Raw genomic sequence first — 26,308 nt, 5'->3', positions numbered from 1 at the left:
GAAAAATGGATATTATCATGAGAAATTATACAAGTTTTAAAAGAAATGAATGGGCTAAATTAGCTCCAAAAAATAAAGCAAATATTACAAAAGAAGAATTAGCGCAAATCAAGTCACTGGGTGATGTAGTTGATTTAACCGATGTTCATGAGATTTATACTAGTTTAATTAGCTACTTACATTTAGTCTATCAGGATAAGCAACAAGCGCGTCAAGCACAGATTAAATTTTTGCATAAATCATTTGAACCAGCTCCGTTCATCATTGGTATTTCAGGTTCCGTAGCGGTAGGCAAATCAACTACGGCGCGCCTTTTGCAGTTGCTTTTGCAAAGAACCTATCCAGATTTGAAAGTACATTTAATGACCACTGATGGCTTTATTTATCCAAATAAGGAACTAGAGCGCCAAGGCTTAATGTCACGCAAAGGCTTCCCTGAAAGTTACAATATGGCTTTATTAAGCGATTTTTTGCGGGATGTTTTAAGTGGTAAAAAAGATATTGTTTACCCACTTTATTCACAAGAATTAAGCGACATTGTCCCTGGAAAATATGGTCATGTGAAGAATCCTGATATTTTGATTATTGAAGGAATTAATACCTTGCAACTCCCAGAAAGTGGACAAGTTGTGACTAGTGACTTTTTTGACTTTTCAATTTATATCGATGCAGAAGAAGATTTGATTGAAAAATGGTATATGCAACGTTTCCAAAAGATATTGAAGCTAAATAAAAACAAACCCGATAACTTTTATTATCAAATGGCAAATGGTCCGTTGGATCAAGCGATGCAGTTTGCGGAAGAAGTATGGCAAATGGTAAATTTAGTAAACCTACGTGAATATATTGCTCCAACTAAGGAACGTGCAAGCTTAATTTTGCATAAGACTGATGGACATTTAATTGATAAGATTTATTTGAGACATATTTAGTTTGTTATAATCTAATTAGATAAGGAGATTTTTTATGCAAGCAATTAATTTGAAAAAAGGTATGATTTTTAGCCAAGATGGTAAGTTGATTAAGGTTTTAAAGGCTAACCACCATAAGCCAGGTAAGGGTAACACCGTTATGCAAATGGATTTGCGTGACGTTAAGAGCGGCGCCGTTGTCCACAAGACTATGCGTCCAACTGAAAAGGTTGATTTAGTTAATGTAAATAAAAGAACTGCACAATACCTTTATGGTGAAGGTGATGTTTACACCTTTATGGATACTGAAACTTATGACCAATACGAAATTTCAGCTGATCAATTGGGTGATGATGTTAAGTTTTTGATGCCTAACATCATGGTAGATATGGAATTCACTGGTGACAACAAGATCATTGGTATTGAATTGCCAACAACTGTTGAAATGACTGTTAAGGAAACCCAACCAGAAATTAAGGGTGCTACTGTTGCCGGGGGTGGTAAACCAGCTACCATGGAAACAGGCTTGGTTGTTCAAGTTCCTGACTTCATTAAGGAAGGCGAAAAGTTGATTATCGGTACCGAAAATGGTGATTACAAGTCACGTGCTGATAGCCAACCTAGATAAAAATAAGTAAAATAAAAGGGCTCTCTTTGGAGAGTCCTTTTTAAGTTGCAATTTATTGCTTCCAAGCAGCATCAAATTTTTGTTTGCCATTGTCAATTTGGCTATTAACATTTTGTCCCTTTTGAGCTGCTGACAAGATGTTTTGCATAATGCTGTTTAATTGGTTGTAAGCTGCGTTAGAATTCTTTTCAGCTGGAACACTGTAGAGGTGCTTCGTTGCGCTCTTTAACTTAGTAGGCATCTTGATGTTCTTGTTATCAAGGAATTCCTTGTCGTCAAGTACGCCGTTGTTAACTGGAATGTAACCAGTAGCATTTGCCCACTTAAGTTGTGAAGATTCAGAAGTTAAGAATTTCATGTACTTAAAGGCAGCTGCTCTTTGTATTGATGAAGCTTCTTTAAACATGTAGATATCAGTACCTTGTTGCATGGTGTATTTGCCTGGACGAGGAGCAACATCATAAGTGAACTTGTTGCCCACACCTTGTTTTACGAAGCCTTCACCTGCAGAAGTACCGATGAACATTGCAACTTTTTCATTAGCAAATGGACCAGATAAGTAGTGTTCAGAACCGGCTACACGGAAGTAACCCTTTTTTACGCCTTCTGCGTAGTAGTTAATTACTTTCTTAGAAGCAGCACCAGTGAAGTTGATTTTATCAGTAAAGTTAAAGCCTTCATCCTTCATGCCAAGGGTGTAGTAGTTAGCTAATGAATCAAAACCGGCACCAACAACTTTGTGGTTACTCTTCTTGTAGATGGTTTCAGAAACTTGCTTAAGTTCTTCCATTGTTGAAGGAACTTTTTTAATGCCATATTTCTTGAACATGGTCTTGTTGTAAGTCAAAGATTCGATAGATTTGTTAAATGGAATACCATATTGGGTACCCTTAATTTGAGCACCATCTAACAATTCAGTTCTAATATCAGAAGCCTTAGCACTGCCCCAACCAACGTTCTTATTGTTGATGTAAGGAGTTAAATCAACCAACATCTTGTTTTGAGCGGCATTATATAACCAGCCAGGGTAAGCTTGAGTAATTGTTGGCAAGTTCTTTGGTGATTGCATGGTAGAGTTGATCTTACCTTGCAAGTCAATGTAAGAACCTTGGTTTTCAAGCTTGATTTTGATGTTAGGGTTCTTCTTTTCAAAATCACTAGTCAATTGCTTGAGAGTATTTTCTTGTGCACCATGCATCCCGTGCCAAAATACTACAGTAGTCTTTTTAGTGATTTTTGATGGAATCTTAGCATCATTTGAAGATGAATTGTTTTTACCATTGGAACAAGCAGCTGTACCAACTAAGGCAAGGCCAGCTACAGCAAAAGTGATTAATTTTTTACCTAGTCTCATAAATAATCCTCCGATAAATATAATAGATAAATATAATATCAAGCGCTAGATATTGTAACATATAAATTATTGACTACAAGATCTTGTATTTTAGCTAAAATGTGTTATAAGGATGGGAGAATTGATTTTGATCGTATATAACAAAAGCCGATTACAATGCTAAGTTGCAATCGGCTTTTTTGATTAAATAATATTTTTATTTAAAGCATCGATTTTTAATTCACGCTTTTGGTTTTGATAAATCAAATTAATTTTTCAAATGGCTTTACTATTTTCGTCAGTTAATTCCCAAAGAATTGTGGTGGCGCCACGCAAATCTCTAAGTGCGATTTCATTTGCTTCTTGTCTTGAAATAGTCTTTTTAAGATTTAAAGCCTCTTCTTTGACATAGTCGTAATCCAAAATTTGAGTAGATTGACCAATGATTTTATTATTAGTGGCATCGATTTGAATGGTGCAATCTTTTACAGAGTCAAAGCCCACGATCGTATAAACGTAAATATCATTTCGTAAAGCCAAAGTAATTGATTTAATTGCTGCATTTGAATACAAGGACTTGAATCTTTGGATCGCAGAAGCTTGATTCATTCTGATTTGTGGCAATTTATTGCTAGATAACTCACGTTTTTAGGAACAACGTTTTTATTGATAATAGAAAAATTAATGGGTTTTTGTGGTTGGTGTTTAGTCCAGAAAATAGTCGAAAATATACCGATCAAAATGCCGATAACACCAATTAAAAAGGGGTTGATAATTTTTTTCATAGTAGTCCTCTGTTATATCATTGCTATATGCAACAGTACCGATAGCTAAAGCTCCGATAAGAGCAGCACCAGCAGTTAATTTAGTTAATTTATTCATACGCATTCTCCTTGACACATTTACATCAATATCATTCTCTATATCATGATATTAATTATACGCGCTTACCCAAAATAAGTATGGTTAAAAATGACATTTTGTCACCTACTTATGTATTTCTTAATGAAATTAAGAAATTGCTTATTGATATTAATAGATACCGTAACCGCGAACTGGATTAGAAGGACATTCGTTGAAGTTATAATCAGCTAGTTTTTCAAATTCAGTATTGCCATCAATGATGGTGGTTACGCCTTGTGCGATCATCAGGTTCATTTTCTTTTCTTTTTCGGGATGCTCAGTGAATGGCACCAAGATCACCGGCTTATGCATCGCACGCATGAAGCCAATTTCAAAGGCAGAGCCGTCATCTAATTGATCCATATCATATAAGAAGACGCCACAAGTGGCATTCGAAATACCAGTTAAATCATTTTGGTAAGTTGCATCCCGCCAAACCATGCTTCTGATGCCGCCAATTTCAGGATTCTTTTCATCAGGATCGGTGAAACCATCATCAAAGGGGAAGAAGACGTGCGCGATGCTTGGATTTTTTGCTAACAACTCTTTTGCCTTAGCTGCTCTTTCTCTTTGAGCATCGCTGTAAAATGGTGAGCCTAAATAAATTTTTCCTGTTGGAACTACTGCTTTCATAATTTTCCTCCGTATATAATTTAAAAATTAGTTTGATTTTAGCATACTTAGATTAAAGATAATAAACGACTTTTTTCTTGTTCTGAACAAAATGCGGCATTAACTGCGTTTAAATAGAGCTGTTTTTCATCGCTACTAGTTAAACCAGTTTTATCCTCTAATAATTTGTATTCATGAGGTAGGTCGATATTAGAAATGGTCATGTCATCGGTGTTAAGCGTGACGTTGACTCCCTGATGCAGCAATTTTTTGACAGGGTAGTGGTCGATCTGGCTGAAAGCCTTGGTGTTCAGATTCGAAGTGGCGCAACATTCTAGCGTGATCCTATTTTGGATAATGTCTGCTACTAGCTGCTTGTCCTCAACGCAGCGAATGCCGTGACCGATCCGCTTGGCCCCTAAATCTAGCGCTTGATAAATGGATTCGGGTCCCATAGCTTCACCTGCATGAATGGTGAAGGGGATGCTTTCTCTACTAGCCAGACTAAATAAAGAAGCATAATTGCTGATGGAAAATGCGGGCGTTTCAGCTCCGGCTAGATCTAGTCCACTGACGCCGCGGTCTAGGAAATGCTTGGCCGTTTCAACGGTTTCTAAGTTTTGCTCATAATTATCCTTAAGCCGCATTAGACACAGCAATAAATTTGCATGTAGTTCTGGTTGATCAGTCGGATTATCTTTTTGCCAATTAAAAAACTGGTTTAAGCCGGCAATCGCTGCGCGCACTACTTCCTCTTGAGTCAAACTTTGCTCAGTATGAAGCTGGGGCGCAAAACGAATTTCGACGTAAACCAGTCCTTGTTTCTTTAAATTTTTTAGCAGACTAAAAACGATCAGTTGTAGATCAGCTGCCGTTTGCATTAAATGAACGGAAAAAGCAAACTTCTCCAGGAATTCATTTAAATCACGGCAGTCAGGACCCACTGATAATTTTTGCCGCAGAATTTGATCATCAATGGTAGGTAAACCATGGATGTTCATTAATTTTTTAATTGTGGTAAATGGTACGGAACCATCTAGGTGAAGGTGTAAATCAATTAGTTTTCTCATATTGCCATCCCCTTAAAATATGTTAAATTGTTCTAATTCTAGCATATTAGGGAGAAAAAAGAAGCCCTAATTGGACTTCTTTTCAATCTTTATTCACCTTTAAAAGTGCCGTTTTCAACTTCACGAATGAAATCAGCTAAGTGCTTATAGTAGACGTCCGGGTTATCGACCATGTGGTGGTGACCACCATCTGGAGTAGTAACCAAGCGTGAGTTAGGAATTTCCTTTTGCATGATCTTAGCAGTAGAAATTGGCATAGTTTCATTTTCACCGAAGGTAAGCAAAGTAGGAACCTTGATGTTTTTCAATTGATCTCTAAAGTGCCAATCTTTCAACTTACCAGTAATGACGAATTCGTTGTCGCCTTGGAATGCGTGGTAAACAGCGCTGCCACCGATGTCCTTCAAATGGTAAAGCTTAGAAGGTTGCTTACGGTCAACGAAGTTGATGTTCAAGATTTGAACGTCATCTTGGTAACGTTGGTTGTCGTAGTCATTGTTTTTTTCGCATTCGTGCATAAAGTCGATCTCAGTCTGTGGCAAAACTTCCTGACGTCTTCTGTTAACTGAAGCAACATATTCATCAATTTCATCAACCATGGATGAAATGATGGCACCCTTTAAATGTTGACCATATTTAACTGCGTATTCTTGAACAAGAAGTCCGCCCCAGCTTTGACCGATTAAGTAAAAGTTATCAAGGCCAAGCTTTTCACGCACTTCATCAACTTCGTCTAAGAAGTATTCATAAGTTAAATACTTCTTAGCAATTTCTGGATCAGAATAATCAGGTTGATCTGAATAAAGAGAACCAAGTTGGTCATACATGGTAACTTGAACGTTAAGACCTTGCTTCTTCAATTGTTCAGCAGTGTCTTCCCAGTATTCGTGATTGCCGCCGGGACCACCATGAAGTGCTAATAAGTGGATATCACCTTCGCCTTGAGTGTTAGTCCACAAGTGATAACCGTTGTCTAAAGTAATGATTTTAGTACCAGTTTTCATTAAAAAATCCTTTCTTTTCTATGTTTAAAAATAATGTTAAGATACTTTAATTATTGTATCAGATTGAGAAAAAGGCAAGATAGCGGGTATAATGATTTTAATAAAAAGAAAAGGGGTCTATATGAGTCTTAAATACGCTAAGAAAAGCCAACTGATTACTTACACCATTTTAGCTGCAATTAAAGCCTGCAACATTGTCTTTGTTGCCTATATGATTGAAATCATGTTGAACGTTGCTTCGTCTGGTTCTCATGATTACATGCATTTAGTTAGATTAGCTTTATTGACTGCTCTGGGACAAATGTGTTTTATGGCCAGCAACTTTGTGTATGAAACGGTTAAGATGGGAATCATTCGTGATGTGAACATGACTTTGAAGAGAGCAAATCTTCGATATCTGGTTGATCAGGGGGACCCAGATATTAAAAGTGGTTTGTCACTGATGACGAATGATTTGAAGCAGATTGAAACTAACCGTGTTACTGCTCAATTAGACATGATTTTTCAAGGTTTGTCATTTATTGGTGCGATTGGTTTTGCCTTTTACAGTTCATGGCAGATGACATTAGTATTTGTTGTAGCAACGATTGCACCAGCAGTTGTGCAAATTATTACTAGCCCAATCATTACGAAAAAGTCTAAGATCTGGGCCCAGACTAATGCTAACTATACTCAGCATGTTTCTGATTCATTAAATGGTGCGCAAGCAACTAAACTGTATAACGTGCGCACAAATATCATTACGCGTGCAGCAAATGCGGCCCAACAAATGGAAAACGCTTTGAGAAACATGACTTTAACCCAAGCTTGGGCATTGGAATTGATCTATTCTGCAGCAGAGCTTTTCTGTTTCATTATTCCATGTACCATTGGTGGTATATTGATGATGCAAGGCAATTTAAAGGTTGGTACCTTGGTCATGATGGTTGATTTGGCGATGAACTTTATCACGCCAGTTGTTACGCTTTTTAACGAATTCAACCAAGTTAAGTCGACCGTTCCAATGTGGGAAAAGACACAAGTTGCCTTGAAGCATGTCATGAAGAATGACAAGCAGAAGATCGATCATTTTGAAGGCATGGAAGTTAATGACCTGTCTTATGTAACTGGCAGTGATCATAAACAGATTTTTGATGGGGTAAGTCTGCAGATTAAGCCTGGTGAAAAAGTTTTGCTTATGGCTCCAAGTGGCTGGGGTAAGACGACTTTGCTTAGATTGCTCTTAGGATTGAAGCAGCCGAAGAAGGGTAAGATTTTACTGAATGGCAAAAACGTAACGGGTAATTGGGACGCAGCCCATAACTACTATTCATACGTTAACCAAAAGCCGTTTATGTTTGATGATACGCTTCGTTTTAATATCACCTTAGGAAGACAAGTTAGTGATGAGCAATTGAAGCAAGTGATTCATGAGGCAGGACTTGATGAGCTGGTTAAAGAACAAGGCTTAGACAAGCAAGTTGGTGAAAACGGTAGCGAACTTTCTGGTGGTCAGATTCAGAGAGTAGAAATTGCGCGTGCGCTTTTGTCTGGCAGACCAATTTTGCTAGCAGATGAAGCAACGAGTGCGCTTGATCCTAAATTGTCATTGGATATTCATGAGACGTTGCTTAAGAATCCGAAGGTAGCAGTGCTAGAAGTAGCCCACAAGATTTCTCCAGAAGAAAAGGCTATGTTTGATGTGATTATTCATTTGGATAAGCATACGGTTGAAACTAAGATGTAAGGGATGAAAATCCCTTATTTTCATGCATTTAATTATATGAATTAATATATAATATTCATACGAAGAATATTCCTATAAATAATATCAATTAATTGGAATGAAAGAGCTTACAAGATATAATCAACATGTATAAAAGATAGTTCTTTAGGGGGATACAATTATGGCTGAACCTAAATGGTTACAAAATATGAATTCTGACGAATACTTAAAAGAAGATTTTGATGCAAAAGGTAAATCAAAATATACGATTGAAGGCATTGATAAAAATGACCCAGATTGGTTAGACAAAGCTGCTAAAAAAGTTCATGCGGCAGAAGGCGACGATTACGTTAAGCTTGATTCAGGTCTTTTAACAGTAAATCAACTTAATTGGATGTTTCGCAATACTCTTGGTGAAATGACCTTCGTTGACGATAACAATCAATTCTTGTGGTATAACCGTCCAGTTGATCCAAATTACAAGATGAAGGCAAAGCGTACGCCTGATCAAGTAGGTGACACGATGAAGGCAGTTCACCCAGATATTAGGGAAGTTATTCCTACTGCTAAGAAAGTTGTTCATGCATTGCGTGAAAAGCAGGATGGTCATGACGATGTTTATATGCCAGTGCCAAATGGTAATTTGAAGAAGCTTATTTTACACTACTATAAGCGTGTTGAAGATGATAATGGCAATTATGCCGGTATTTACGAATGGGTACAAGACTTGTATCCATTGGTTAAATATTTCTGCGAGACTACTGGACAAAAGCTGGTAGTTGACGATGATGCAACGACTGGCGCAACTTATCGTAGAAATTCTGATCCAGATGCGGTCAGTGGTGCTTCTAAGAAAAAGGCTCCAGAAGAGAAGAAAGAAGAAAAGCCAGATACATCAACTGGTGCTTCTGAACACTAATAGCAAAATAAAAACGGCTCAAGTTGAGCCGCTTTTTTAGTAGATTGGTTTGACTGCGATCATGATTTCGTCAGGAATATTATTTAGAGTAACGTCTTCTTCTGGATAAGCAAAGTATGGCATGATTTTATAATATTGAGGAATATGCGAATCAATTAATATTCTTAAGGCATCCTTGGTGATAACCCAATTGTCTTTAACTAGATTAAGAGAATGAGAACCGACTTTATTTCATTCAGCATCGTAATAATTAATCGTAATTTGTTTGGTAGGTACAGAAGGGGAACTAAATGATAAGAGTAATGAAGTAGTACATTTAACTACTTTGTTTAGGAATACTTGTTATGTTTGATCTCAATATATTCAGCCTCGCTTCTAAAATTCGTTTTATTAATCGTACCAAGATTTTAGTCGTTTATAAATAACATAGTGTCACTGCTCAAAAATAATTAAAAAACGACTCGTTAAGAGCCGTTTTTGTAATTAGTTCTTCTTCTTGATGATAAGACCAAGAGAAAGAATAGCTGTTGCAACTGCACTCATCATAGCACCGATGGAGATAAGTTTGTTTTGTTTTTCACCAGTTTCTGGCAAAGCAATCTCTTTTTCAGTTTAAGTTTCAACAACTGTACTTGTGCTTGTTTGAGGGGTTGCCTTTTCTTGTGTTGCTTGTTCTTGAACCTTGTTTGTTGTAGATTTAACTACATTTTCAGGAAGTGGACGAACGAAATCTTCTTCGCTAGGAGGAAGTTCCTCATCTGTAGGAGGTGTGGTTGGGTCCTCTGGTTGAGGTTCAGGGTCTGGAGTAGGCTTCTCCGGTTCTTCCGGAATGTGAATTTCTTCCATTGGTGGAACTAAGTCCCAACGGTGGCTTTCACCCTTAATAGTAACCTTGTCCCCAATAATATTACCGTCCATAGTTACGTTAGTAGTAATATGTGCGTTCGAAGCTAAAATACTTCCCAAGTGGTAGTCACCCGCAATGTTTAATGAGTTAAGGTTTGTACCGAAGTTCCACAATAACTTGTTAGCTTGGTCGTGCTTTTCACTAGAACCATTTACATTGTTTTGGTCTGAGTATTCTAAAACAAGATGTATCTTTACAGTCAAGTCACCGTTTTGAACATTAGTAACGTTCAAAATAATGATCGGAGCGTCTTCGCCAGCGGGGATGCCCTTGATAGTGATGTTGCGCTTGTTATCACCTGAAATGTGACTAGCGTCGACTGTTACATAAATAGGTTCTTTGCTGTCGCCAGCGTTTTTGATAGCTTCAGAAACATCAATCAAACTGTTGTTGTGGTCAGTGAAGTCAGCCTTAACGCCTTCAGTTTGACTTGGGCTTGCCCAGTTATCTGACTTCTCACCTAATTTGTCCAATTCACCTTGAATGTCTAAAGGTTTGTCAGCTTGAATAATGTGGCTGTGCTTGATGTCAACTTTTTGCCACTTAGGTTCATCCTTAGTACCAAAGTTAACTTGAATGGCACCACCATTTTCATAAGTACGGTATTCAATGTCTGGGGCAAAGATAACTAACTTGTTGTCACCATTAATTTTGTTGAAGTGGTCAATGCTGCCAATGTAGTGGATGTCGCCATTAGTTAAGTTGCTAGTAGCACCTGAATTAGTGCCGAAGTCACCAGCGCCAACTTTATCTGCGGCAATATTACAAGCGATGTGCACTTGACCATCTACTTCGTTACCAAAAATGTGGAAGATGCCTGCGATTCCCAATGGGTGTTTTGCAGCTACTTCTTCGATGTATTTTTTGATATCTTCTAATTTCTTTGTTTCTTCTTCATCTTCTTGTTCTACTTTTTCAGTGTCAACGTTAATGGTTGGCTTCTTAGTAGTTGTTGATTCTGTTTGATCTGTGTTTTCTGGAGAAGAAGTTTCAGTTTTATCAGTAGTAGGTTGATCTTTATCAGTGGTTACATCATTAGTAGTTGCATCTTCTACTGTAGTTTCTTGCTTGTCTGTATTTTCAGTTTTGTTGATCTCAGTGGCAGTTTCAACTTGAGTATTTTCAGAAACTGATTCTGCATTTTGAGTAGTTTCTGAGTTTACTGGAGTTGATTGATCATTGTTTGCTGTTTCAACTTCAGTTGATTGTTCAATATTTGAAGCTTGAACATCAGTAGTAGATTCAGGAGCAGTTTCGCTTGTTAACTCTGCTTCAATAGAATTTTGAGTACTTGCGTTATTTTCAATTTGAGTAGTATTTACATCGCTACTTTCATTTACTGCAGCTGACACAATACCAGAAGTAGTGTTAGCAAAAATACCAAAAGTCAATAAAACCGCACCAGCACCTTGTGTTAATTTTCTAATTGCAAATTGTGATTTTGTTGATTTAAACATGATTTTACTTCTTATTGCACAAATGTGACATTATGTCACTTGACTATATTTATATTATATGATGGAGCGTCACTTTAGAATAGTGTTTTTTTCTTACCTTTATAGATTCTTAAGTATTTGAATCGTTATTTTGTATAGATATGACCGAAGCTGATAAAAATATCAAAAACACAACATATAGATAAATTTTCATGCTATTAGCACAATATTTTGTAAGATTCAAGATTGTATAAAATTCTTAATTAGATTACGATATATATCGATGCTTTTATTAGGGAAAAGCGGACAAGACACAAAATGTTGTATTTGTGAACCTAAATTCAAAAGGGAGTTTGTATAGATGGAAAGAGAACACGAGAATTATTTTGTTTGGCTATTTAATCAATTAAAAGGGTGGCCAGTACAAAATTATTGTTTATGGTTTTTTGCGTTTGGTTTTCAATTGGCATTGCTTATTCAAGCTAAGGTTACCAGCGTAACTTTAATTACTTTTATTGGTACATTGTTGGGTACGCTTTGCGTATTGGCAATTAATGCTACCAAGGCAATTAATGGATGGTTAGGATTAGTTTCTGCCGCTTGCTTCATTTATGCAGGTTGGTCTGCTAAGAATTATCTTTCCATCTTTGAACAAATTGCTTATATTGCAACTTTGGACTTGCCAGTCATTTTGTCAGTGAAGTCATGGAATGATGATACTAAAAACCACTTAAAAAAATTTGGCTCTAAGGAATGGCTCATTGCTATCGTTGGTACCTTGCTTGTTTATGTGATTTCTGGTTACTTGATTGGCAAGTTTACTAATGATCCTCGTCCTTGGGTCGATGCAATTAGTTTTGCCATTTCATTGACTGCCGGAATTATGTGCTTCATGCGTTACAACAATCAATACTTCTGGTGGACTGCAAGTGGCGTTTTCCAATTGATTCTTTGGGGCATTACTTATGCACAAGGGGATGCTAACTTGGCAATGGCAATCAATTCATTGATTTATGTTGTAAATGATATTTTGGCATTTACGGTTTCACCATGGTTTAATATGGGACGTCGTCATGCTGGACTTAAGGAAATTTCAAAATAAAAAGTTGAATAATAAGATTTAAAAAGCAGCGATTTCGCTGCTTTTTTCGTATGGTAAAATGTAGCAAAAAACAGAGGGATGAGAGAATGACATTTTACACGTTGAAATATATTCAAAATAACCAAAATGCAGACAAAGCAATCCTTTACGGTTTAATGCTCGTTGCAGCATTTGCTATGATCATCTTCACATTGCTATATTTGCATAATCGTTTTGCTACAAGATATCGTGATTTAGGCATCATTGCACTGCTTTTTCTAATGTTGTTTGCCGGCACTCAATATGAAAAATATACTCAAATAAATACGCAAAAGTCGCAGGCAACGCAAATTATTCCTTTCATTAAATCAGTGGCAAAAGATGAAGGCGTTAAAGACTCTGATGTTTTAGTTAACTCCACCAATTTAGTAGATGGCATGATTATCAGAATCGATTCAAAAGATAGTGACTATCAATTGAACTTAAATGATGATCGCAATACTTATACGCTAACGCAGGCCCATGTAATTGATCATAAAGTAGAGGTGAAAAATTAAAATGCAGCTGGATTATACACAACTTTTCATTAAATTAGCTCTAGGTATCTTAACTTTAATTATTCAGATCAATCTTTTCGGAAAAACAAATTTGGCGCCAACCACTGCACTCGATCAACTGCAGAATTATGTTCTTGGTGCGATTATTGGTGGAATTATCTATAATCCTAGTATCACCGTTTTGCAGTTTTTCTTAGTATTGATTATTTGGACCTTAGTCGTTTTCATTTTAAAGTTCAGTAGAGACCACAATAGCTGGATTCGAGGAGTAATTGATGGCAAGCCTGTTCAAGTAATCAAAAATGGACAAGTTCTGGTAGCAAACTGTATGAAGGCCGGAATTTCTGCTAATGAATTAATGTTCAAATTGCGTAGTCGTGGTATTTATTCCGTTGAAAAAGTGAAAAACTGTATTTTTGAACAAAATGGTCAATTAACTATCATCGAAAACGATGAAGTCAATATTCGCTTTCCAATTATTAGCGATGGTCAAGTAAATGAAGATGTTTTGGAATTAATTCATAAAAGCGAGGCATGGCTTGAGCAAGAAGTTAAAGCCGCAGGTTATAATGGAATTAATGATGTATTCTTAGGTGAATACATTGATGGACAATTACGTTTGACCGGTTATTCTAAGTAGGAAAAGAGATAAAAATGGCAGATTTTACTAAGGTAAAAGAATGGATTAAAGATGCAGATGCAGTGATCGTTACTGCAGGTAATGGCATGGCTAAGGAAGAGGGGCTGGACATCTTAAGTGAAGAAAACTTCGATGACCAGTTTGGCAAAATTGCTGATAAATACGATGTGCATACAATTGGGGATGCGTTAGACAAAAAGTTTGATTCTTGGAGTGAGCAATGGAGCTTCTGGAGTGAATTGGTTAATGAATATTCACTGCAATATGAACCAAGTGAAACCATGCAAGCTTTAAAGCAAATTTTGCAAGATAAAGACTACTTTATTGCTACAAGTACATTTGCTCATTTCTTTGAAAATGCAGGTTTTAAAGAAAATAGAATTTTTGATGCCTTCGGCGATTGGACTAAAATGCAATGTTCTAGTGGCATTAACCATGGGCAAAAAGATGATCGTGAAGTAGTCAAACGCTTTTTAAAGGCTATTGAAGAAAACAACGTAACCGAAGATTTAGTGCCAAAATGTGAAGATTGCAATAGCCCAATGGAATTGCACATGCCACTTAATGCCAACTTCTTCCCTGATACTGATGCTAACACTCGTTTTCGTTGGTTCTTAACAGGCAATGAAGATAAAAAGGTAGTCGTACTTGAATTAGGTGTTGATGAAACCAGTCCGCAACTACTGGATCCAATGGTTAAGTTAGTTGAACAACTCCCTAACTGGAAGTATGTTGCAGCAGATTTGGCAGATGAAGATATGCCAGATGATCTTAAAAAGAGAGCAGCTGGTTTTGCCACTAATTCACATGATGTATTAATGAATTTGACTAAATAGGGTGAATAATGAGTATTTACGTAAAAAATGGGATTTTACATGTAGACGGAGCGCAAGATAAGTTACGCCAAAAAGGTCAGGAAAAGCCAGATTTTTTATCTAACTACACGATGCTTGATATTGAAACGACTGGCCTTAGCCCTTTCCGTGATCGCATTACCGAACTTGGCGGAGTCAAGGTTAGAAATGGTCAAATTGTCGATCAATACACTAATTTGGTAAAGTTCCCTAAAAATAATAAGGTTCCAGCTTTCATTACTAAATTGAATGGGATCACTGAAGAGCAGCTTACTAATGAAGGAATTCCCGCTGAACAAGCAATCAAGGAATTTCGTGAGTTCATTGGTGATGACACTATTATTGGCTACAACGTCAATTTTGACTTGAACTTTTTGTATGACCTTAGTCAAAAATATAATTTGCCGGTGCTAAATAATGATTATGTCGACGTGCTCCGCTTGGCCAGAGTCTATTATCCACGCCAACATAATCGTTTGATTGATTGCATGCAGCGTGCTGGAATTGCTCAAGTAGAGCAGCACCACGGATTGGCCGATTCACTGGATACTATTAAGGTTTATAACGACTTTAATCAGCATTTTACAGAGGATCTGTTAGAGCAAGCCATTGGCAATATTAAGAATGTCGATTTGACTGGAGATGAAGTTGATTACTATCAGCTTGGTTTCCGCAATCCTGTTCAAGATAAAAATATTGTTTTGTCTGGCAATCTCCACATGGATCAGCGCGATGCCGGAAAAATGATCAACAATATGGGCGGTCAACTTGATCAAAATGTAGAAAATACTACGAATTATTTGATCATGGGTGATCATGATTTCTTCAGAAAAAATAATGAAGATTTAAATAGAGCTTGTCTTTTGATTAAAGATGGTGCGAAAATTAAGCGTTTATCAGAGAGCTTCTTTTTATCGATGCTTGATGACTGGGCTCGCAGCTAAAAGTTGTCTTGAAAAAGGCAACTTTTTCTTTTGTACTATTGCAAACTAATGTTTGGACTAGTATCATATCTTAAATAATGGAGGATTTTTATGGCAAGAAGAAGACGCAAAAAACAAGGAACAGTCTTTTCATCAGTTATCGTTTTGGTAGCAATTGCCTGGGGAATTTTTACTAAAGCAGGCAGTGATCCAAGTGGCAGTCAATTTTTAAAAGACTTTACTGGCAATCATGATGAACATGTTACTAATACGATTGGGGATGCTACTAAGGCGAATAAGGCCTATGGCGGTTTGTCTGATGCTGATTATAAGAAGCTCGCTAATTTAAACTTTAAAAACGGTGGCAAGGCTTTTACTGAAGTGAACCATAATCAATCAACTTTAGTGAAAAATTCATGGAAGGTTAATCGAGTAATTTATTCTAATCTTGATTCGCTCAACCGGACATCTCGTCCTAACACTGCATTTTTAGAAAAGCGCAATGTGGCTAATGATAGTTTACGTGTGCGGCAATTTGTGGAACCAACTGGTTGGCATTATAACCGCAGAAATGGCACGCAAATTTATAATCGAGGCCATTTGATTGCTTATTCTGTTTCTGCAGGGATTGATCAAAGCGGTAATTATGATCCACGCAATCAGTCAGGTGATCAGAATAATCCTAAGAATTTATTTACTCAGTCTGCCTTTTCTAATCAAAAAATTCAAACGATCTTTGAAGCCAAGGTTCGTAAGGCTTTACGGCAAAATAAGCGCGTAATATATCAAGCAACTGCGATCTTTAGAGGCAATGAATTAATGGCTCGTGGAGTAAATCTGCAGGCTGTTTCAACTGATGGCACATTAAACTTCAATGTTTATCTTTATAACGTGCAACCTGGTTATGAATTCAATTATAATAATGGTAGGGCTAAAGTTAATCACCAAATACAGGTTAATGAATAGCAGAATATAATATAGATAAAACAAAAAAGGAAGTACATGCATGAAAAAAGATAACTGTACCGCGATGCTTGTTGGTAAAGACGCTTCAATTGATGGCTCAACTATGATTGCTCGTGACGAAGATGGTTACGGCGGCATCAATGAAAAGCTTTTTGTTGTTAACAAAGCACGCCACTATGATGAAGACTATGTTTCAAAATACAACGGCTTCAAGATGCACCTTGAAGGCGATGGTTGCAAGTGGACGGCTGCTCCAACTGCTGATGATTCAGAAGGTCGCTGGGATGAACAAGGCATTAACGAATATAACGTTGCCATGTCAGCTACTGAAACTGAAGCAACTAATGCACGTTGCTTAGGTCATGATCCGCTTGTTGAAGATGGTATCAATGAAGATTCAATGGTTTACATCACCTTGCCATTTGTTAAGACTGCGCGTGAAGGGGTACTCCGCTTAGGTCGCTTAATTGAAAAATATGGTACTGGTGAAACTAACGGTATTGCTTTTTCAGATAATAAGGAAGTTTGGTACCTTGAAACTGGTGCAGGTCACCAATGGGTAGCTGCTCGTGTGCCAGATGATTCTTATGCAATTTGTCCTAATATTATGGTGATTCAACACGTTGATTTTGATGATCCTGATAACTTCATGTATTCAGAAGGTATTCAAGAATTCGTTGAAAAGAATCATTTGAACAATAGTACAGATGGCAGCTTCTCATTTAGAGATATTTTTGGTACTAAAGACGAAGCTGATGCTTTCTACAACACCCCAAGAACTTGGTATGGACAAAAATTGTTCAATCCAAGTATTGAGCAAGACCCAACTAGTCAAGAGATGCCATTTACTCGTGTACCTGAAAAGAAGATTGGCGTTGAGGATGTGCAAAAGTTTTTATCAAGTCACTATAATGGCACTCCATATGATCCAATGCATACCTTCTCATCCGGCAGCGAAAAAGAGCAAAAGATGTTCCGTTCTATTGCCTTAGACAGAAACCAAGAATCAAGTATTTTGCAAATTAGAAACGATGTTCCTGCTAAGATGGCCGCAATTCAATGGATTAACATGGGCTTTTACGCATATTCACCATATGTTCCTTTCTACACAAATATTGAAGATACCCCACTTAACTACAAGGTCGCTGAACACACAGTTGATCCTGATAGCAGTGCTTACTGGCTTTACAAGACTTTGCAAGTAATTGTTGAGCCACGTTATCACCAATACATTTATGAAGTAAATGCATATCGTGATGATTGCCAAAGCTATGCTATCAGCCGAGTTGATGCTATTGACGAAAAGGCTAAAGATCTTGATGATGTAGAATTGATCAAATATTTGACTAATGCAAATGATGAGACTGCTGGCGTAATTACTAAGAAGACTAAGAACTTAATGAGCAATTTAGTAAGACAAGCATTAAACAGTTCTAAATATCAATTCGAACGCGGAGATAATTTATAAAAAAGAGGTCATGTTCAACCATGACTTTTTTTGGTGCGTACCACAACATTTAGAAAATACGAACAAAAATATAGGATATTTAGTATAAGACATTAAAATTCAAATTGAACCCGAATACTGGATGAAATATATTTCATTACTACGTAGAAAATCCGAATTTTTTGTTAAATCATTTGTTATTTTAGTGTCTTTATCTTAGAATTAATAGAGAAATTTATAAAATAAAATCAATATATAGTGGTGTGTGAAACTTATGAATGATGAACGATTCGTGGAAGTAAAGAACCTCAAGAAGGTATACGACAACGGTCATGAAGCAATTAAAGATGTTAGCTTTTCAGTTAAGAAAGGCGACCTTGTTTGTTTGCTTGGACCATCTGGTTGTGGTAAGACAACCATTTTGAACATGTTAGCAGGATTACTCAATCCTACTAGTGGAGATATTCTTTTTAATGGAAAGTCTGTTGTTAACGTAGCTCCAAAAGACCGACAAATTGGCTACGTTTTCCAGAACTATGCTTTATATCCACACATGACAGTATTACAAAATGTTATGTTTCCTTTAACTGTAGGTAAACAAAAGATGCCTAAGGATAAAGCTAAGGAAATTGCGGAAAAGTACATGAAGACTACTCAAATTATGGAATTGGCTGACCAAAAGCCAGGTAATTTGTCAGGTGGTCAACAACAGCGTGTTGCTATTGCACGTGCTTTGGTTCAACAACCTAAGATTTTGTTAATGGACGAACCTTTGAGTAACCTTGATGCAAGATTGCGTTTGAAGATTCGTGAAGAAATTCGTACTTTGGTAAAGAAGGTAGGCATTACTACTTTATTCGTTACCCACGATCAAGAAGAAGCATTGTCCATTGGTGACAAGATTATCCTCTTCAACAATGGGGTAATTCAACAAGATGATTTAGGTCAAAACTTCTATCTTGAACCAAATAATTACTTCGTTGCCAACTTTGTTGGTAATCCAGTTATTGATAACTTTAAAGTTCAAGTTAATAACGGCAAGATCGTAGGTAGTGATTTTGAAATTAACGTTGATGACTTAGATAAAAGTCGTTTTAAGCGTGACTTAACTGATGGCGAATATGCTTTATCTGTTCGTCCAGAAAATATTTTGCCAGGTGATCATGGTGAGGTTTCAGCTAAGGTCGATGATGTTGAATTGATCGGACGTGAACGTATTTTGAAATTCACTCATGATGGCGTTCAAGCTCGTTCACTTGTAGATCTTGAAACTCCTATTAAGCCTGGTGACAATATTAATTTGAAGATGCGACTCAATCGAGTATTCCTGTTTACTAAGGAAGGAGAACGTATCTACTAATGAAAACTAATCAGAAAAAAGCGTGGCTCTTTTTAGCGCCAACGATCATTTTTGTTACTTTCTTTAGTATTTATCCAATCTTGCGGGCGTTTGTAATGAGTTTTCAGAGCGGTTCTTTGATCAATATGAACTGGACCGGGCTGAGCAACTATCAATACATTTTTCATGATCCGGAATTTTGGCGTGCTATTAGAAATACCATTCTTTATGCATTGATCTCTGTGCCAGTTGCTTTGGCTATTTCAATCATGTTAGCTTGGTTTATGTTTAGTAAGGTAAAGCATAAGTCATTCTTTGAAACGACTTTCTTTATGCCTTATGTAACATCAACTATCGCAATTGGTATTGTTTTCCGTTATATCTTTAATGGTGAATATGGTTTGCTTAACTTCTTGTTAAGAGCACTTCATTTGCCAGCTCCAAACTGGATTGATGATCCGGCAATGTCGCTTACAACCATCATTATCTTTGGTGTATGGACTTCATTAGCCTTTAACATCGTTATCTTGATGGGAGCATTGCGTAATATTGATCCTAACTATTACACTATTGCAGATATGTATGGTGCTAGCGGTACAGAAAAATTCTGGCGCATTACAATGCCACAATTGGTACCAACTATTGCCTTCTTGCTTACGATGAACATTATTGCAGCGTTTAAGATTTATACTTCAGTATATGCATTGTTCAACGACCAAGCAGGTGTTGGTAACTCCGCTACAACGGCAGTGTTCTACATTTATAACAAGTTCCAAATTGTAGGTACGCCAGGTGTTGCGATGGCCGCAACGGTTGTATTGTTTATCATTATTATGTTTGTAACGTTCTTGCAACGTAAGATGATGAAAAAGATTGGAGGACGGTAAAGAATGAAGAAAATTCGTTGGGGTACTTTGATTGCATATATTGTGTTAGCAATTTTCGCAATTATTACCGTCTTTCCATTTATCTACATGATTTTAGGCGGGTTAATGAGTTTTAGGGAAACTACTACTATTCCGCCAACAATTATTCCTAAACATTTTGAATGGGCTAACTATACTAAGGTCTTTGCACAAGCTCCATTTGGTCGCTACTTCTTAAACACCTTTATTACTGCTAGTGTTACTACAATAGTAAGTTTGTTTAACGCCTTGCTTGGTGCTTTTGCCATGGTTAACTTGAAGTTTAAGGGCAAAGGCGTAGTGCAAATTGTTCTTTTGTCATTGTTAATGGTGCCGGGTGAAGCAATTATCTTTACCAACTACAACACTATTGCTCAAATGGGCTTGCTTAACACCTACATCGGTTTGGTATTGCCATTCTTGACTTCAATTTTCTACATGTATTACTTACAAAGCTACTTTGGCTCTATTTCACAAACTATTTATAAGACTGCGATGATTAACGGAGCAAGTGACTGGGAATACATTTGGAGAATTTTGGTTCCAATGTCTAAAGGTGGTTTGTTCACTGTAGCATTGTTGAGTTTCATTTCTGGTTGGAATTCATTCCTATGGCCATTATTGGTAACTAATGAAGACAGCATGAGACTTTTGAACAACGGTTTAACTTCATTTGCTTCAGATGCAGGTAGTGAGACACAGTTGCAACTTGCAGCCGCAACGCTGACTGTTTTGCCAATCTTGATCTTGTACTTCATCTTTAGAAAGCAAATTATTCGAGGGGTGGTACGTAATGACCTTAAAGGATAAGACAACAGTTACTTTTTATAATGGTTTAACTACCATTGGCGGACCAATGATTGAAGTGGCTTATAACAAGTCACACGTTTTATTTGATCTTGGGGAAGTATATCGCCCTGAGCTTAAATTGCCTGATGAAAGTTATCAAACTTTGATTAAGAATGAATTGATCGGGGATGTGCCTAACTTCTATGATCCTAAGATTACGGGTAAGGCAATTGATACTGATCGCTGGGAACATGCGGCAGCATATATTTCTCACTTGCATCTTGATCATAGTAAAGCAATGAATTTGCTGGCTCCGGAAATTCCGCTTTATGCTGGATCAATTACCGCTCATTTGTTGCCAGCATTAAATGAAAAAGGCGACTTTTTATTGCCAGCTGCTGGTCATGATAAGAGCTATACTCGTCCGATTATTGCGGCTGAATATAAGAAGCCAATTCAAGTCGGTGATATTACCCTGAAAATATATCCTAGTGATCACGATGCTTATGGCGCTACAGGTTTGATTGTTAGAACGCCTGATAAGCAAATTGCCTACACTGGTGATATTCGTCTTCATGGTTATCATCCTGATTGGGTGCGTGAATTTATGAAGGCATCCAAGGGTAGTGATATGCTGATTATTGAAGGTACAGGAGTTTCTTGGCCAGAAGAAAAGCATGATGAAAATAGTGAAGAATTTACTGGCCCTAAGAATGAGGTTGAATTAACCGAAGAAATCGTTCGCTTGCAAAATGAAAATCCTGAACGTCAAATCACTTTTAACACTTATCCAACTAATGTGGAAAGAATGTTAAGAATTATTGCTGATTCACCAAGAAAAGTTGTTTTGCATGCAGAACGTGCCCACTTGATTAAGGAAAGCTTGGATGAGGATTATCCTTACTATTACTTGCCACAAGATAAGAAGTATTCTGACTTAAATCCAGAACTTGAAGTAAGTTATGATGAGCTTTTAAAAGATAATCATAAATACTTGTGGCAAGTTGTCACCGATTATGATAAGCTTCGAGAAGGCGGTTTATACATCCACTCTAATGCAGAACCGCTCGGTGATTTTGATCCTGCCTACAAACCATTTGTAGAGCAGTTTGCTAAAAATAATATAGAGTTCAAAGCATTGCGTTGTTCAGGACACGCCGATGAAAAAGAACTCAAGGAAATAATTGCCGGGATTCAGCCAGCTATTTTGGTACCGGTGCACACATTGCATCCGGAGCTGGAAGAGAATCCATTTGGAGAACGGATTTTACCTAAACGTGGTCAAACAGTCACGCTTTAGTGAATCAAAAAATATTGTTGTTTAGTTTTACTTTTTAGGAGGATTATCTAATGAAGTTTAGTAAGAAACTTGCTATGGCTGCCGTTGCTGCTTTAGCCTTAGTTGGAACTGCTGCTTGTTCAAATGGCAACAAGAATTCGTCATCAAGCTCAGAGAAGATTCCATCAAAGATTACCAAGAAGACAACAGTTGTGTTCTGGAATTCAATGACTGGTGTTCAACAAACTACCCTGAAGCAATTGACCAAGGATTTTGAAAAGAAGAATCCTAAGATCACTATCAAGCTTGAAAACCAAGGTGCATATAACGATTTGCAAGCTAAGATCAACTCAACCTTGCAATCACCAAACAACTTGCCAACTATTACTCAAGCATACCCAGGTTGGCTTTGGAACGCCGCACAAAACAAGATGCTTGTTAACTTAACTCCATACATCAACAACAAGAATGTTGGTTGGGGCAGTGCTAAGGCTTCTGACATTACCCCTGATCTTCTTGATGGTGCTAAGATCAAGGGTACTCAATACGGTATTCCATTTAACAAGTCAATTGAAACTTTGACTTACAACAAGACCATGTTTGAAAAATATGGTATTAAGAAGGTTCCAAGTACTTGGAAAGAATTCAAAGATGTTGCAGAAACTATCTACAAGAAGAGTAATCACAAGGTTGTAGGTGCTGGCTTTGACTCATTGCCAAACTACTACACTATTGGTATGAAGGATGAAGGCGTAAACTTCTCAGACAAGATTAACTTCAGTGGTGCAACTTCAAAGAAAGTTATTAACTACTACGCAGATGGTATCAAGAAGGGCTACTTCAGAACTGCTGGTTCAGAACACTACCTTTCAGGTCCATTTGCTAACCAAAAGGTTGCAATGTTTGTAGGTACTTCTGCAGGTGAAGGTTTTGTTAAGCAAGGTGTAGGCGACAAGTTCACTTACGATGTTGCTCCACGTCCTGGCAAGTACACTTTGCAACAAGGTACTGACATTTACATGTTCAACCACGCTAGTGCAGAACAAAAGGCTGCTGCATTCAAGTACATTAAGTTCTTGGTATCACAATCAAGCCAACTTAAGTGGGCTAACGCTACTGGTTACATCCCAGTTAACGAAAAGACCATTGAATCAAAGGCTTACAAGGCCAACAAGAGCATCAAGCTTCCTGCTAAGCTTCAAGATGCTATGAAGCACCTTTACAGTGTTCCAGTTGCTAAGAACTCAAACGCTGCATACCAACAATTGGACAGTATTCAACAAAACATCTACGCAGCTGCAGAAAAGGGACAAAACATTAACAGTCAAATTGAAGCTGGTAAGCAAAAGTTTGACGCTGCTTGGAAGCAATAAAACTAAATAGCAATTAATTTCAAAAGACAGACCGTGCTGGGTCTGCCTTTTTTGATGGAAATAATAAGTTTGCGGTTCCTATGTGCTTCGAAAAAATGGTACTATTTATTAGGTAATAAAAAAGCAGAGGTGAGTTAGTTGATTAGACAACAAAATTTCCCCGTACCCACAAAATATAAGTGGTACGACATCAACAACTTAAGTGAAGAGGACAGTGAGAAATTGCAAAAAGATTTCAATTTCACACCGGATATCATTTCATATATTTCCGACCGTCACGAACGTCCTCACTACGACTACGATTTACACACGCATAGTCACCTGTTAGTTTATGATGTTCCTATTTGGCCAACCAATACGATTAAGCATTTTACCTCACAACCAATTACTTTCTTAGTTGTTGGTGAAAATGTCTTTACTTTCCATACGGAATCAACTAGCTATGTTTTTGATGAATTTAATGATGAGTATATGCGTGAGCGACTTTCTGAGGCCAAAGATGTAACAGAGTTGTTGATGCTCTTCTTCCTTTATTCATCACAATATTTCCAGCGTGCTGTAACTCAGCTCGACGTTGAGCGTAATAGCTTGGATCAAAAATTATCTGATGATATTAACAACAAGGATCTAGTTGAATTGTCCAATATTGAAAAAAGTTTGGTTTATTTATCTAGTTCAATTCAAACAGATTTGATGATGCTTCACAGTTTGGATCATAGCAAGTTGGACTTCACTAAGGATGCGCGTGAGCGACTTGATGACGTTCTCATTGAATCAAGCCAGTCTGCAGAAATGGTTCAGATTTCTCGACAAGTAACCAAGACGCTGTCGGCTACCTCGAATAACATGATGAACAATAACTTGAACGATACCATGCAATTTTTGACAGGGTGGTCACTAGTGTTAACTATTCCAACTATTTTGACAGGGTTTTATGGAATGAATGTTAGCCTGCCTATTTTAAAAAATTCATTTGACTGGATTTTGATTACTGTTTTGATGGTAGTCTTAATGGTTTGGCTGGTCGTTTTAATGAAAAAGCATCACTTCTTTTAAAGAGGAAATCTTATGAAACATAAAATATTTATAGGCTCTATTATTTCTACTTTGTTAGCATTTATCTTATATACAAGCAATATGAGACGAGTTGAAAATGCGCAGCTCAAGATTGTAGGACCTACAACTAGCAAAGTTAAGAAAAGCAAGAAGAAGGTTAAAGAGCACAAGATTAAGAAGGTTAAGGAACCTAAAGTTAATTCAATTGAGTATTCTAATCACGTTAAGGCAAAAAGCGGCAGTAATAAGCAACTAGTTAAAATGATCAAAAAGGTAATGGGACTTGATGACAGTTATCAAGTTGCTGTCCAAGATTTAAACAATTCTAGTCGTTATGCAGTTGTATCAAATACTGCCAAAGCGCATGACGCTAAAGACGTGATGAAGCTCTTCTTGTTAATTGCATTTTATGAACAAGAACAGAAGGGCAAAATAGGTTCTAAAACAGCGATTAAAATTAAAAAGGCTGATAAGGTCAAAGGCGATGGCATGTTCCAAGTCAACATGGCTTATGGTGTTGCCTATTTGCGTGAAGCAATGTTGAAGAACAATAAGACTGCTTCCAATGCATTGATTAGAAAAATTGGCATTAAGAATATTGAATCAGTTGCCAAAAGAATGGGAGCTGATCAAACTACTATAGCCAAGCGCTTTACTGGTGATGCTTATGGCAAAGCTACTGCTAATGATCTAGCTAAAACTATGATCGGTCTTTATCAAGGAAGAGTTTTGAATCGACAATATGCCGGCAAGGTCTTGAGTGCTTTAGCTAAGTCAAAAGAACGAATCAAGATGGTTAAGGGCATCAATGGTGGCGTTTATGCTACAGGTGATGATGCTTTTGCTACAGCAATTGTTCAAGGTAAAGGAAATTACTGTATAGCAGTGTGGAGCAGCAATAATAAGAACTTTAATAAGTTAGCCAAGAATGTTAACACTTGGTTCGATAAGAAACATAAATAAGAGATGAAGATAATGAAGCTTGAAAAGGGCTTCATTATTTTTTTATTAGAAAAAGCAATTATTTACAAATTGTAGATTGTAATCTTCAAATTGTAGTGATATATTATCTAGTATGCTAGGAAAAGGAGGGACGTTATGGCACAGAAGAGAAATCTTGATCTAGATAAGATAATTGATCAAGCAACTAAGATGATTAGTGAGAAGGGGTTGAGTGCGACAACTTTGCCGGCTTTGGCCAAAGCATTGAATGTGCGCTCGCAGTCACTATATCATTATGTATCTGGTCGCAAGCAATTATTATCTTTGGTTGGTGCAAGGGAGATCAGAATCTTGCGGCATCAATTAATGGATGATTTGATTGGCTTGTCTGGCAGGGAAGCATTGCTTAAGTTTGCTGATACGGTGCGGGATTTTTTGTTAGGCGATCAGGCTTTATCAAGCATTTTGTATCACTTGAATGAATATCCTAAGGATGCGGCAATTAGTCAAGAGATTTTGAATCTGATCAAATTGGGCGAAAGGCTTAATTTTAGAAAAGAGAGTGCCATTTCGTTCCATGCTTTAATTGGCGCTGTATTGGGTTACGTTTTTTTGGATAATTCTTCTTCATTTGTTGATGAAACAAAGGATGAATCTAATCGTAATTATCATGAGATGATTCTGCGACTTGTAGAACCAGTACCTGATTTACAAATAGGGAGGAAATAG

The 26,308-nt window shown here is 37.1% G+C and carries 27 protein-coding genes; 19 read left to right on the top strand and 8 right to left on the bottom strand.

Annotated features, from left to right (window positions below):
• Window positions 1-17 precede the first annotated feature (17 nt).
• Window positions 18-932, top strand: a complete 915-nt coding sequence (gene coaA, locus AADV52_RS06490; RefSeq protein ID WP_003629976.1) for a type I pantothenate kinase — start codon at window positions 18-20, stop codon at window positions 930-932.
• A gap of 34 nt (window positions 933-966) precedes the next feature.
• Window positions 967-1,539: an elongation factor P gene (gene efp, locus AADV52_RS06485; protein ID WP_003629975.1), complete on the top strand. Its 573-nt coding sequence runs from the start codon at window positions 967-969 to the stop codon at window positions 1,537-1,539.
• A 52-nt stretch (window positions 1,540-1,591) separates the two neighbouring features.
• On the opposite strand, the gene AADV52_RS06480 is transcribed toward efp, so the two are convergent.
• From AADV52_RS06480 to AADV52_RS06455, 6 genes are all read right to left on the bottom strand, one after another.
• Window positions 1,592-2,893: an extracellular solute-binding protein gene (locus tag AADV52_RS06480; RefSeq protein ID WP_014919328.1), complete on the bottom strand. Its 1,302-nt coding sequence runs from the start codon at window positions 2,891-2,893 to the stop codon at window positions 1,592-1,594.
• A 255-nt stretch (window positions 2,894-3,148) separates the two neighbouring features.
• Complete coding sequence (locus tag AADV52_RS06475) at window positions 3,149-3,496, bottom strand: PepSY domain-containing protein (protein WP_014919327.1); 348 nt, start codon at window positions 3,494-3,496, stop codon at window positions 3,149-3,151.
• Between the two features lie 81 nt (window positions 3,497-3,577).
• A complete protein-coding gene (locus AADV52_RS06470; protein WP_227028434.1) occupies window positions 3,578-3,754 on the bottom strand; it encodes a hypothetical protein in 177 nt (58 codons plus the stop codon).
• Between the two features lie 150 nt (window positions 3,755-3,904).
• A complete protein-coding gene (locus AADV52_RS06465) occupies window positions 3,905-4,408 on the bottom strand; it encodes a nucleoside 2-deoxyribosyltransferase (protein ID WP_003627831.1) in 504 nt (167 codons plus the stop codon).
• A 47-nt stretch (window positions 4,409-4,455) separates the two neighbouring features.
• Window positions 4,456-5,457: an adenosine deaminase gene (gene add / locus AADV52_RS06460; RefSeq protein WP_014919326.1), complete on the bottom strand. Its 1,002-nt coding sequence runs from the start codon at window positions 5,455-5,457 to the stop codon at window positions 4,456-4,458.
• A gap of 89 nt (window positions 5,458-5,546) precedes the next feature.
• Complete coding sequence (locus AADV52_RS06455; protein ID WP_003627833.1) at window positions 5,547-6,461, bottom strand: prolyl aminopeptidase; 915 nt, start codon at window positions 6,459-6,461, stop codon at window positions 5,547-5,549.
• Window positions 6,462-6,582: 121 nt separating this feature from the next.
• On the opposite strand from AADV52_RS06455, the gene AADV52_RS06450 reads away from it, so the two are divergent.
• Window positions 6,583-8,187 (top strand): ATP-binding cassette domain-containing protein, encoded by a 1,605-nt coding sequence (locus AADV52_RS06450; protein ID WP_014919325.1) that lies wholly within the window; start codon window positions 6,583-6,585, stop codon window positions 8,185-8,187.
• A gap of 160 nt (window positions 8,188-8,347) precedes the next feature.
• Window positions 8,348-9,085 (top strand): PAS domain-containing protein, encoded by a 738-nt coding sequence (locus tag AADV52_RS06445; RefSeq protein WP_014919324.1) that lies wholly within the window; start codon window positions 8,348-8,350, stop codon window positions 9,083-9,085.
• Between the two features lie 483 nt (window positions 9,086-9,568).
• Here AADV52_RS06445 and AADV52_RS06440 read toward each other — a convergent pair whose 3' ends face one another.
• Both AADV52_RS06440 and AADV52_RS06435 read right to left on the bottom strand, forming a co-directional pair.
• Window positions 9,569-9,679, bottom strand: a complete 111-nt coding sequence (locus AADV52_RS06440) for an LPXTG cell wall anchor domain-containing protein (RefSeq protein ID WP_201726561.1) — start codon at window positions 9,677-9,679, stop codon at window positions 9,569-9,571.
• An 18-nt stretch (window positions 9,680-9,697) separates the two neighbouring features.
• A complete protein-coding gene (locus AADV52_RS06435) occupies window positions 9,698-11,449 on the bottom strand; it encodes a collagen-binding domain-containing protein (protein ID WP_014919323.1) in 1,752 nt (583 codons plus the stop codon).
• A gap of 340 nt (window positions 11,450-11,789) precedes the next feature.
• On the opposite strand from AADV52_RS06435, the gene pnuC reads away from it, so the two are divergent.
• The 15 genes from pnuC (at window position 11,790) to AADV52_RS06360 (ending at window position 26,308) form a co-directional block, all read left to right on the top strand.
• Window positions 11,790-12,530, top strand: coding sequence for a nicotinamide riboside transporter PnuC (pnuC, locus tag AADV52_RS06430; protein WP_014919322.1), 741 nt, complete (start codon window positions 11,790-11,792; stop codon window positions 12,528-12,530).
• A gap of 86 nt (window positions 12,531-12,616) precedes the next feature.
• A complete protein-coding gene (locus tag AADV52_RS06425; protein WP_014919321.1) occupies window positions 12,617-13,066 on the top strand; it encodes a DUF3290 domain-containing protein in 450 nt (149 codons plus the stop codon).
• A 1-nt stretch (window position 13,067) separates the two neighbouring features.
• Complete coding sequence (locus AADV52_RS06420) at window positions 13,068-13,706, top strand: DUF421 domain-containing protein (RefSeq protein ID WP_014919320.1); 639 nt, start codon at window positions 13,068-13,070, stop codon at window positions 13,704-13,706.
• Between the two features lie 14 nt (window positions 13,707-13,720).
• Entirely contained in the window at window positions 13,721-14,542 is an 822-nt protein-coding gene (locus tag AADV52_RS06415; RefSeq protein WP_014919319.1) for an NAD-dependent protein deacetylase SIR2 family, read from the top strand.
• A gap of 8 nt (window positions 14,543-14,550) precedes the next feature.
• Window positions 14,551-15,504, top strand: a complete 954-nt coding sequence (locus AADV52_RS06410) for an exonuclease domain-containing protein (RefSeq protein ID WP_014919318.1) — start codon at window positions 14,551-14,553, stop codon at window positions 15,502-15,504.
• A 90-nt stretch (window positions 15,505-15,594) separates the two neighbouring features.
• Window positions 15,595-16,449, top strand: coding sequence for a DNA/RNA non-specific endonuclease (locus AADV52_RS06405; RefSeq protein WP_014919317.1), 855 nt, complete (start codon window positions 15,595-15,597; stop codon window positions 16,447-16,449).
• Between the two features lie 40 nt (window positions 16,450-16,489).
• Window positions 16,490-17,917 carry a C69 family dipeptidase gene (locus AADV52_RS06400; protein WP_014919316.1) on the top strand — a complete coding sequence of 476 codons (1,428 nt, stop codon included), beginning with the start codon at window positions 16,490-16,492 and terminating at the stop codon, window positions 17,915-17,917.
• 253 nt (window positions 17,918-18,170) lie between these two features.
• The gene (locus AADV52_RS06395; protein ID WP_014919315.1) at window positions 18,171-19,256 is read left to right on the top strand and encodes an ABC transporter ATP-binding protein; all 1,086 of its coding nucleotides are present in this window, start codon (window positions 18,171-18,173) and stop codon (window positions 19,254-19,256) included.
• A complete protein-coding gene (locus AADV52_RS06390; protein WP_014919314.1) occupies window positions 19,256-20,122 on the top strand; it encodes a carbohydrate ABC transporter permease in 867 nt (288 codons plus the stop codon). The genes AADV52_RS06395 and AADV52_RS06390 overlap by 1 nt, the downstream gene beginning before the upstream one ends.
• A 3-nt stretch (window positions 20,123-20,125) precedes the next feature.
• Window positions 20,126-20,950 (top strand): carbohydrate ABC transporter permease, encoded by an 825-nt coding sequence (locus AADV52_RS06385; RefSeq protein ID WP_003629944.1) that lies wholly within the window; start codon window positions 20,126-20,128, stop codon window positions 20,948-20,950.
• Window positions 20,934-22,229, top strand: a complete 1,296-nt coding sequence (locus AADV52_RS06380) for an MBL fold metallo-hydrolase (RefSeq protein ID WP_014919313.1) — start codon at window positions 20,934-20,936, stop codon at window positions 22,227-22,229. The genes AADV52_RS06385 and AADV52_RS06380 overlap by 17 nt, the downstream gene beginning before the upstream one ends.
• A 50-nt stretch (window positions 22,230-22,279) precedes the next feature.
• Window positions 22,280-23,581 (top strand): extracellular solute-binding protein, encoded by a 1,302-nt coding sequence (locus AADV52_RS06375; protein WP_014919312.1) that lies wholly within the window; start codon window positions 22,280-22,282, stop codon window positions 23,579-23,581.
• 138 nt (window positions 23,582-23,719) lie between these two features.
• Window positions 23,720-24,637, top strand: a complete 918-nt coding sequence (locus AADV52_RS06370; RefSeq protein ID WP_014919311.1) for a magnesium transporter CorA family protein — start codon at window positions 23,720-23,722, stop codon at window positions 24,635-24,637.
• Between the two features lie 12 nt (window positions 24,638-24,649).
• A complete protein-coding gene (locus AADV52_RS06365; RefSeq protein WP_014919310.1) occupies window positions 24,650-25,600 on the top strand; it encodes a serine hydrolase in 951 nt (316 codons plus the stop codon).
• Window positions 25,601-25,735: 135 nt separating this feature from the next.
• Window positions 25,736-26,308 (top strand): TetR/AcrR family transcriptional regulator, encoded by a 573-nt coding sequence (locus tag AADV52_RS06360; RefSeq protein ID WP_014919309.1) that lies wholly within the window; start codon window positions 25,736-25,738, stop codon window positions 26,306-26,308.

Origin of the sequence: Lactobacillus helveticus (assembly GCF_046109915.1) — a bacterium.
GTDB classification, from domain to species: domain Bacteria; phylum Bacillota; class Bacilli; order Lactobacillales; family Lactobacillaceae; genus Lactobacillus; species Lactobacillus helveticus.
The sequence above is the reverse complement of the archived record's forward strand: the minus strand, read 5'-3'. Positions and strand labels throughout refer to the sequence as shown.

Bases quoted from the DNA above. Each gene is read 5' to 3' on its own strand.
- AADV52_RS06425 (WP_014919321.1), top strand. From the start codon at position 12,617: ATGACATTTTACACGTTGAAATATATTCAAAATAACCAAAATGCAGAC.
- AADV52_RS06405 (WP_014919317.1), top strand. From the start codon at position 15,595: ATGGCAAGAAGAAGACGCAAAAAACAAGGAACAGTCTTTTCATCAGTT.
- add (WP_014919326.1), bottom strand. From the start codon at position 5,457: ATGAGAAAACTAATTGATTTACACCTTCACCTAGATGGTTCCGTACCA.
- pnuC (WP_014919322.1), top strand. From the start codon at position 11,790: ATGGAAAGAGAACACGAGAATTATTTTGTTTGGCTATTTAATCAATTA.
- AADV52_RS06465 (WP_003627831.1), bottom strand. From the start codon at position 4,408: ATGAAAGCAGTAGTTCCAACAGGAAAAATTTATTTAGGCTCACCATTT.
- AADV52_RS06415 (WP_014919319.1), top strand. From the start codon at position 13,721: ATGGCAGATTTTACTAAGGTAAAAGAATGGATTAAAGATGCAGATGCA.
- AADV52_RS06390 (WP_014919314.1), top strand. From the start codon at position 19,256: ATGAAAACTAATCAGAAAAAAGCGTGGCTCTTTTTAGCGCCAACGATC.
- AADV52_RS06410 (WP_014919318.1), top strand. From the start codon at position 14,551: ATGAGTATTTACGTAAAAAATGGGATTTTACATGTAGACGGAGCGCAA.
- efp (WP_003629975.1), top strand. From the start codon at position 967: ATGCAAGCAATTAATTTGAAAAAAGGTATGATTTTTAGCCAAGATGGT.
- AADV52_RS06445 (WP_014919324.1), top strand. From the start codon at position 8,348: ATGGCTGAACCTAAATGGTTACAAAATATGAATTCTGACGAATACTTA.
- AADV52_RS06470 (WP_227028434.1), bottom strand. From the start codon at position 3,754: ATGAATAAATTAACTAAATTAACTGCTGGTGCTGCTCTTATCGGAGCT.
- coaA (WP_003629976.1), top strand. From the start codon at position 18: ATGAGAAATTATACAAGTTTTAAAAGAAATGAATGGGCTAAATTAGCT.
- AADV52_RS06380 (WP_014919313.1), top strand. From the start codon at position 20,934: ATGACCTTAAAGGATAAGACAACAGTTACTTTTTATAATGGTTTAACT.
- AADV52_RS06455 (WP_003627833.1), bottom strand. From the start codon at position 6,461: ATGAAAACTGGTACTAAAATCATTACTTTAGACAACGGTTATCACTTG.
- AADV52_RS06400 (WP_014919316.1), top strand. From the start codon at position 16,490: ATGAAAAAAGATAACTGTACCGCGATGCTTGTTGGTAAAGACGCTTCA.
- AADV52_RS06360 (WP_014919309.1), top strand. From the start codon at position 25,736: ATGGCACAGAAGAGAAATCTTGATCTAGATAAGATAATTGATCAAGCA.
- AADV52_RS06365 (WP_014919310.1), top strand. From the start codon at position 24,650: ATGAAACATAAAATATTTATAGGCTCTATTATTTCTACTTTGTTAGCA.
- AADV52_RS06480 (WP_014919328.1), bottom strand. From the start codon at position 2,893: ATGAGACTAGGTAAAAAATTAATCACTTTTGCTGTAGCTGGCCTTGCC.
- AADV52_RS06435 (WP_014919323.1), bottom strand. From the start codon at position 11,449: ATGTTTAAATCAACAAAATCACAATTTGCAATTAGAAAATTAACACAA.
- AADV52_RS06375 (WP_014919312.1), top strand. From the start codon at position 22,280: ATGAAGTTTAGTAAGAAACTTGCTATGGCTGCCGTTGCTGCTTTAGCC.
- AADV52_RS06420 (WP_014919320.1), top strand. From the start codon at position 13,068: ATGCAGCTGGATTATACACAACTTTTCATTAAATTAGCTCTAGGTATC.
- AADV52_RS06395 (WP_014919315.1), top strand. From the start codon at position 18,171: ATGAATGATGAACGATTCGTGGAAGTAAAGAACCTCAAGAAGGTATAC.
- AADV52_RS06450 (WP_014919325.1), top strand. From the start codon at position 6,583: ATGAGTCTTAAATACGCTAAGAAAAGCCAACTGATTACTTACACCATT.
- AADV52_RS06385 (WP_003629944.1), top strand. From the start codon at position 20,126: ATGAAGAAAATTCGTTGGGGTACTTTGATTGCATATATTGTGTTAGCA.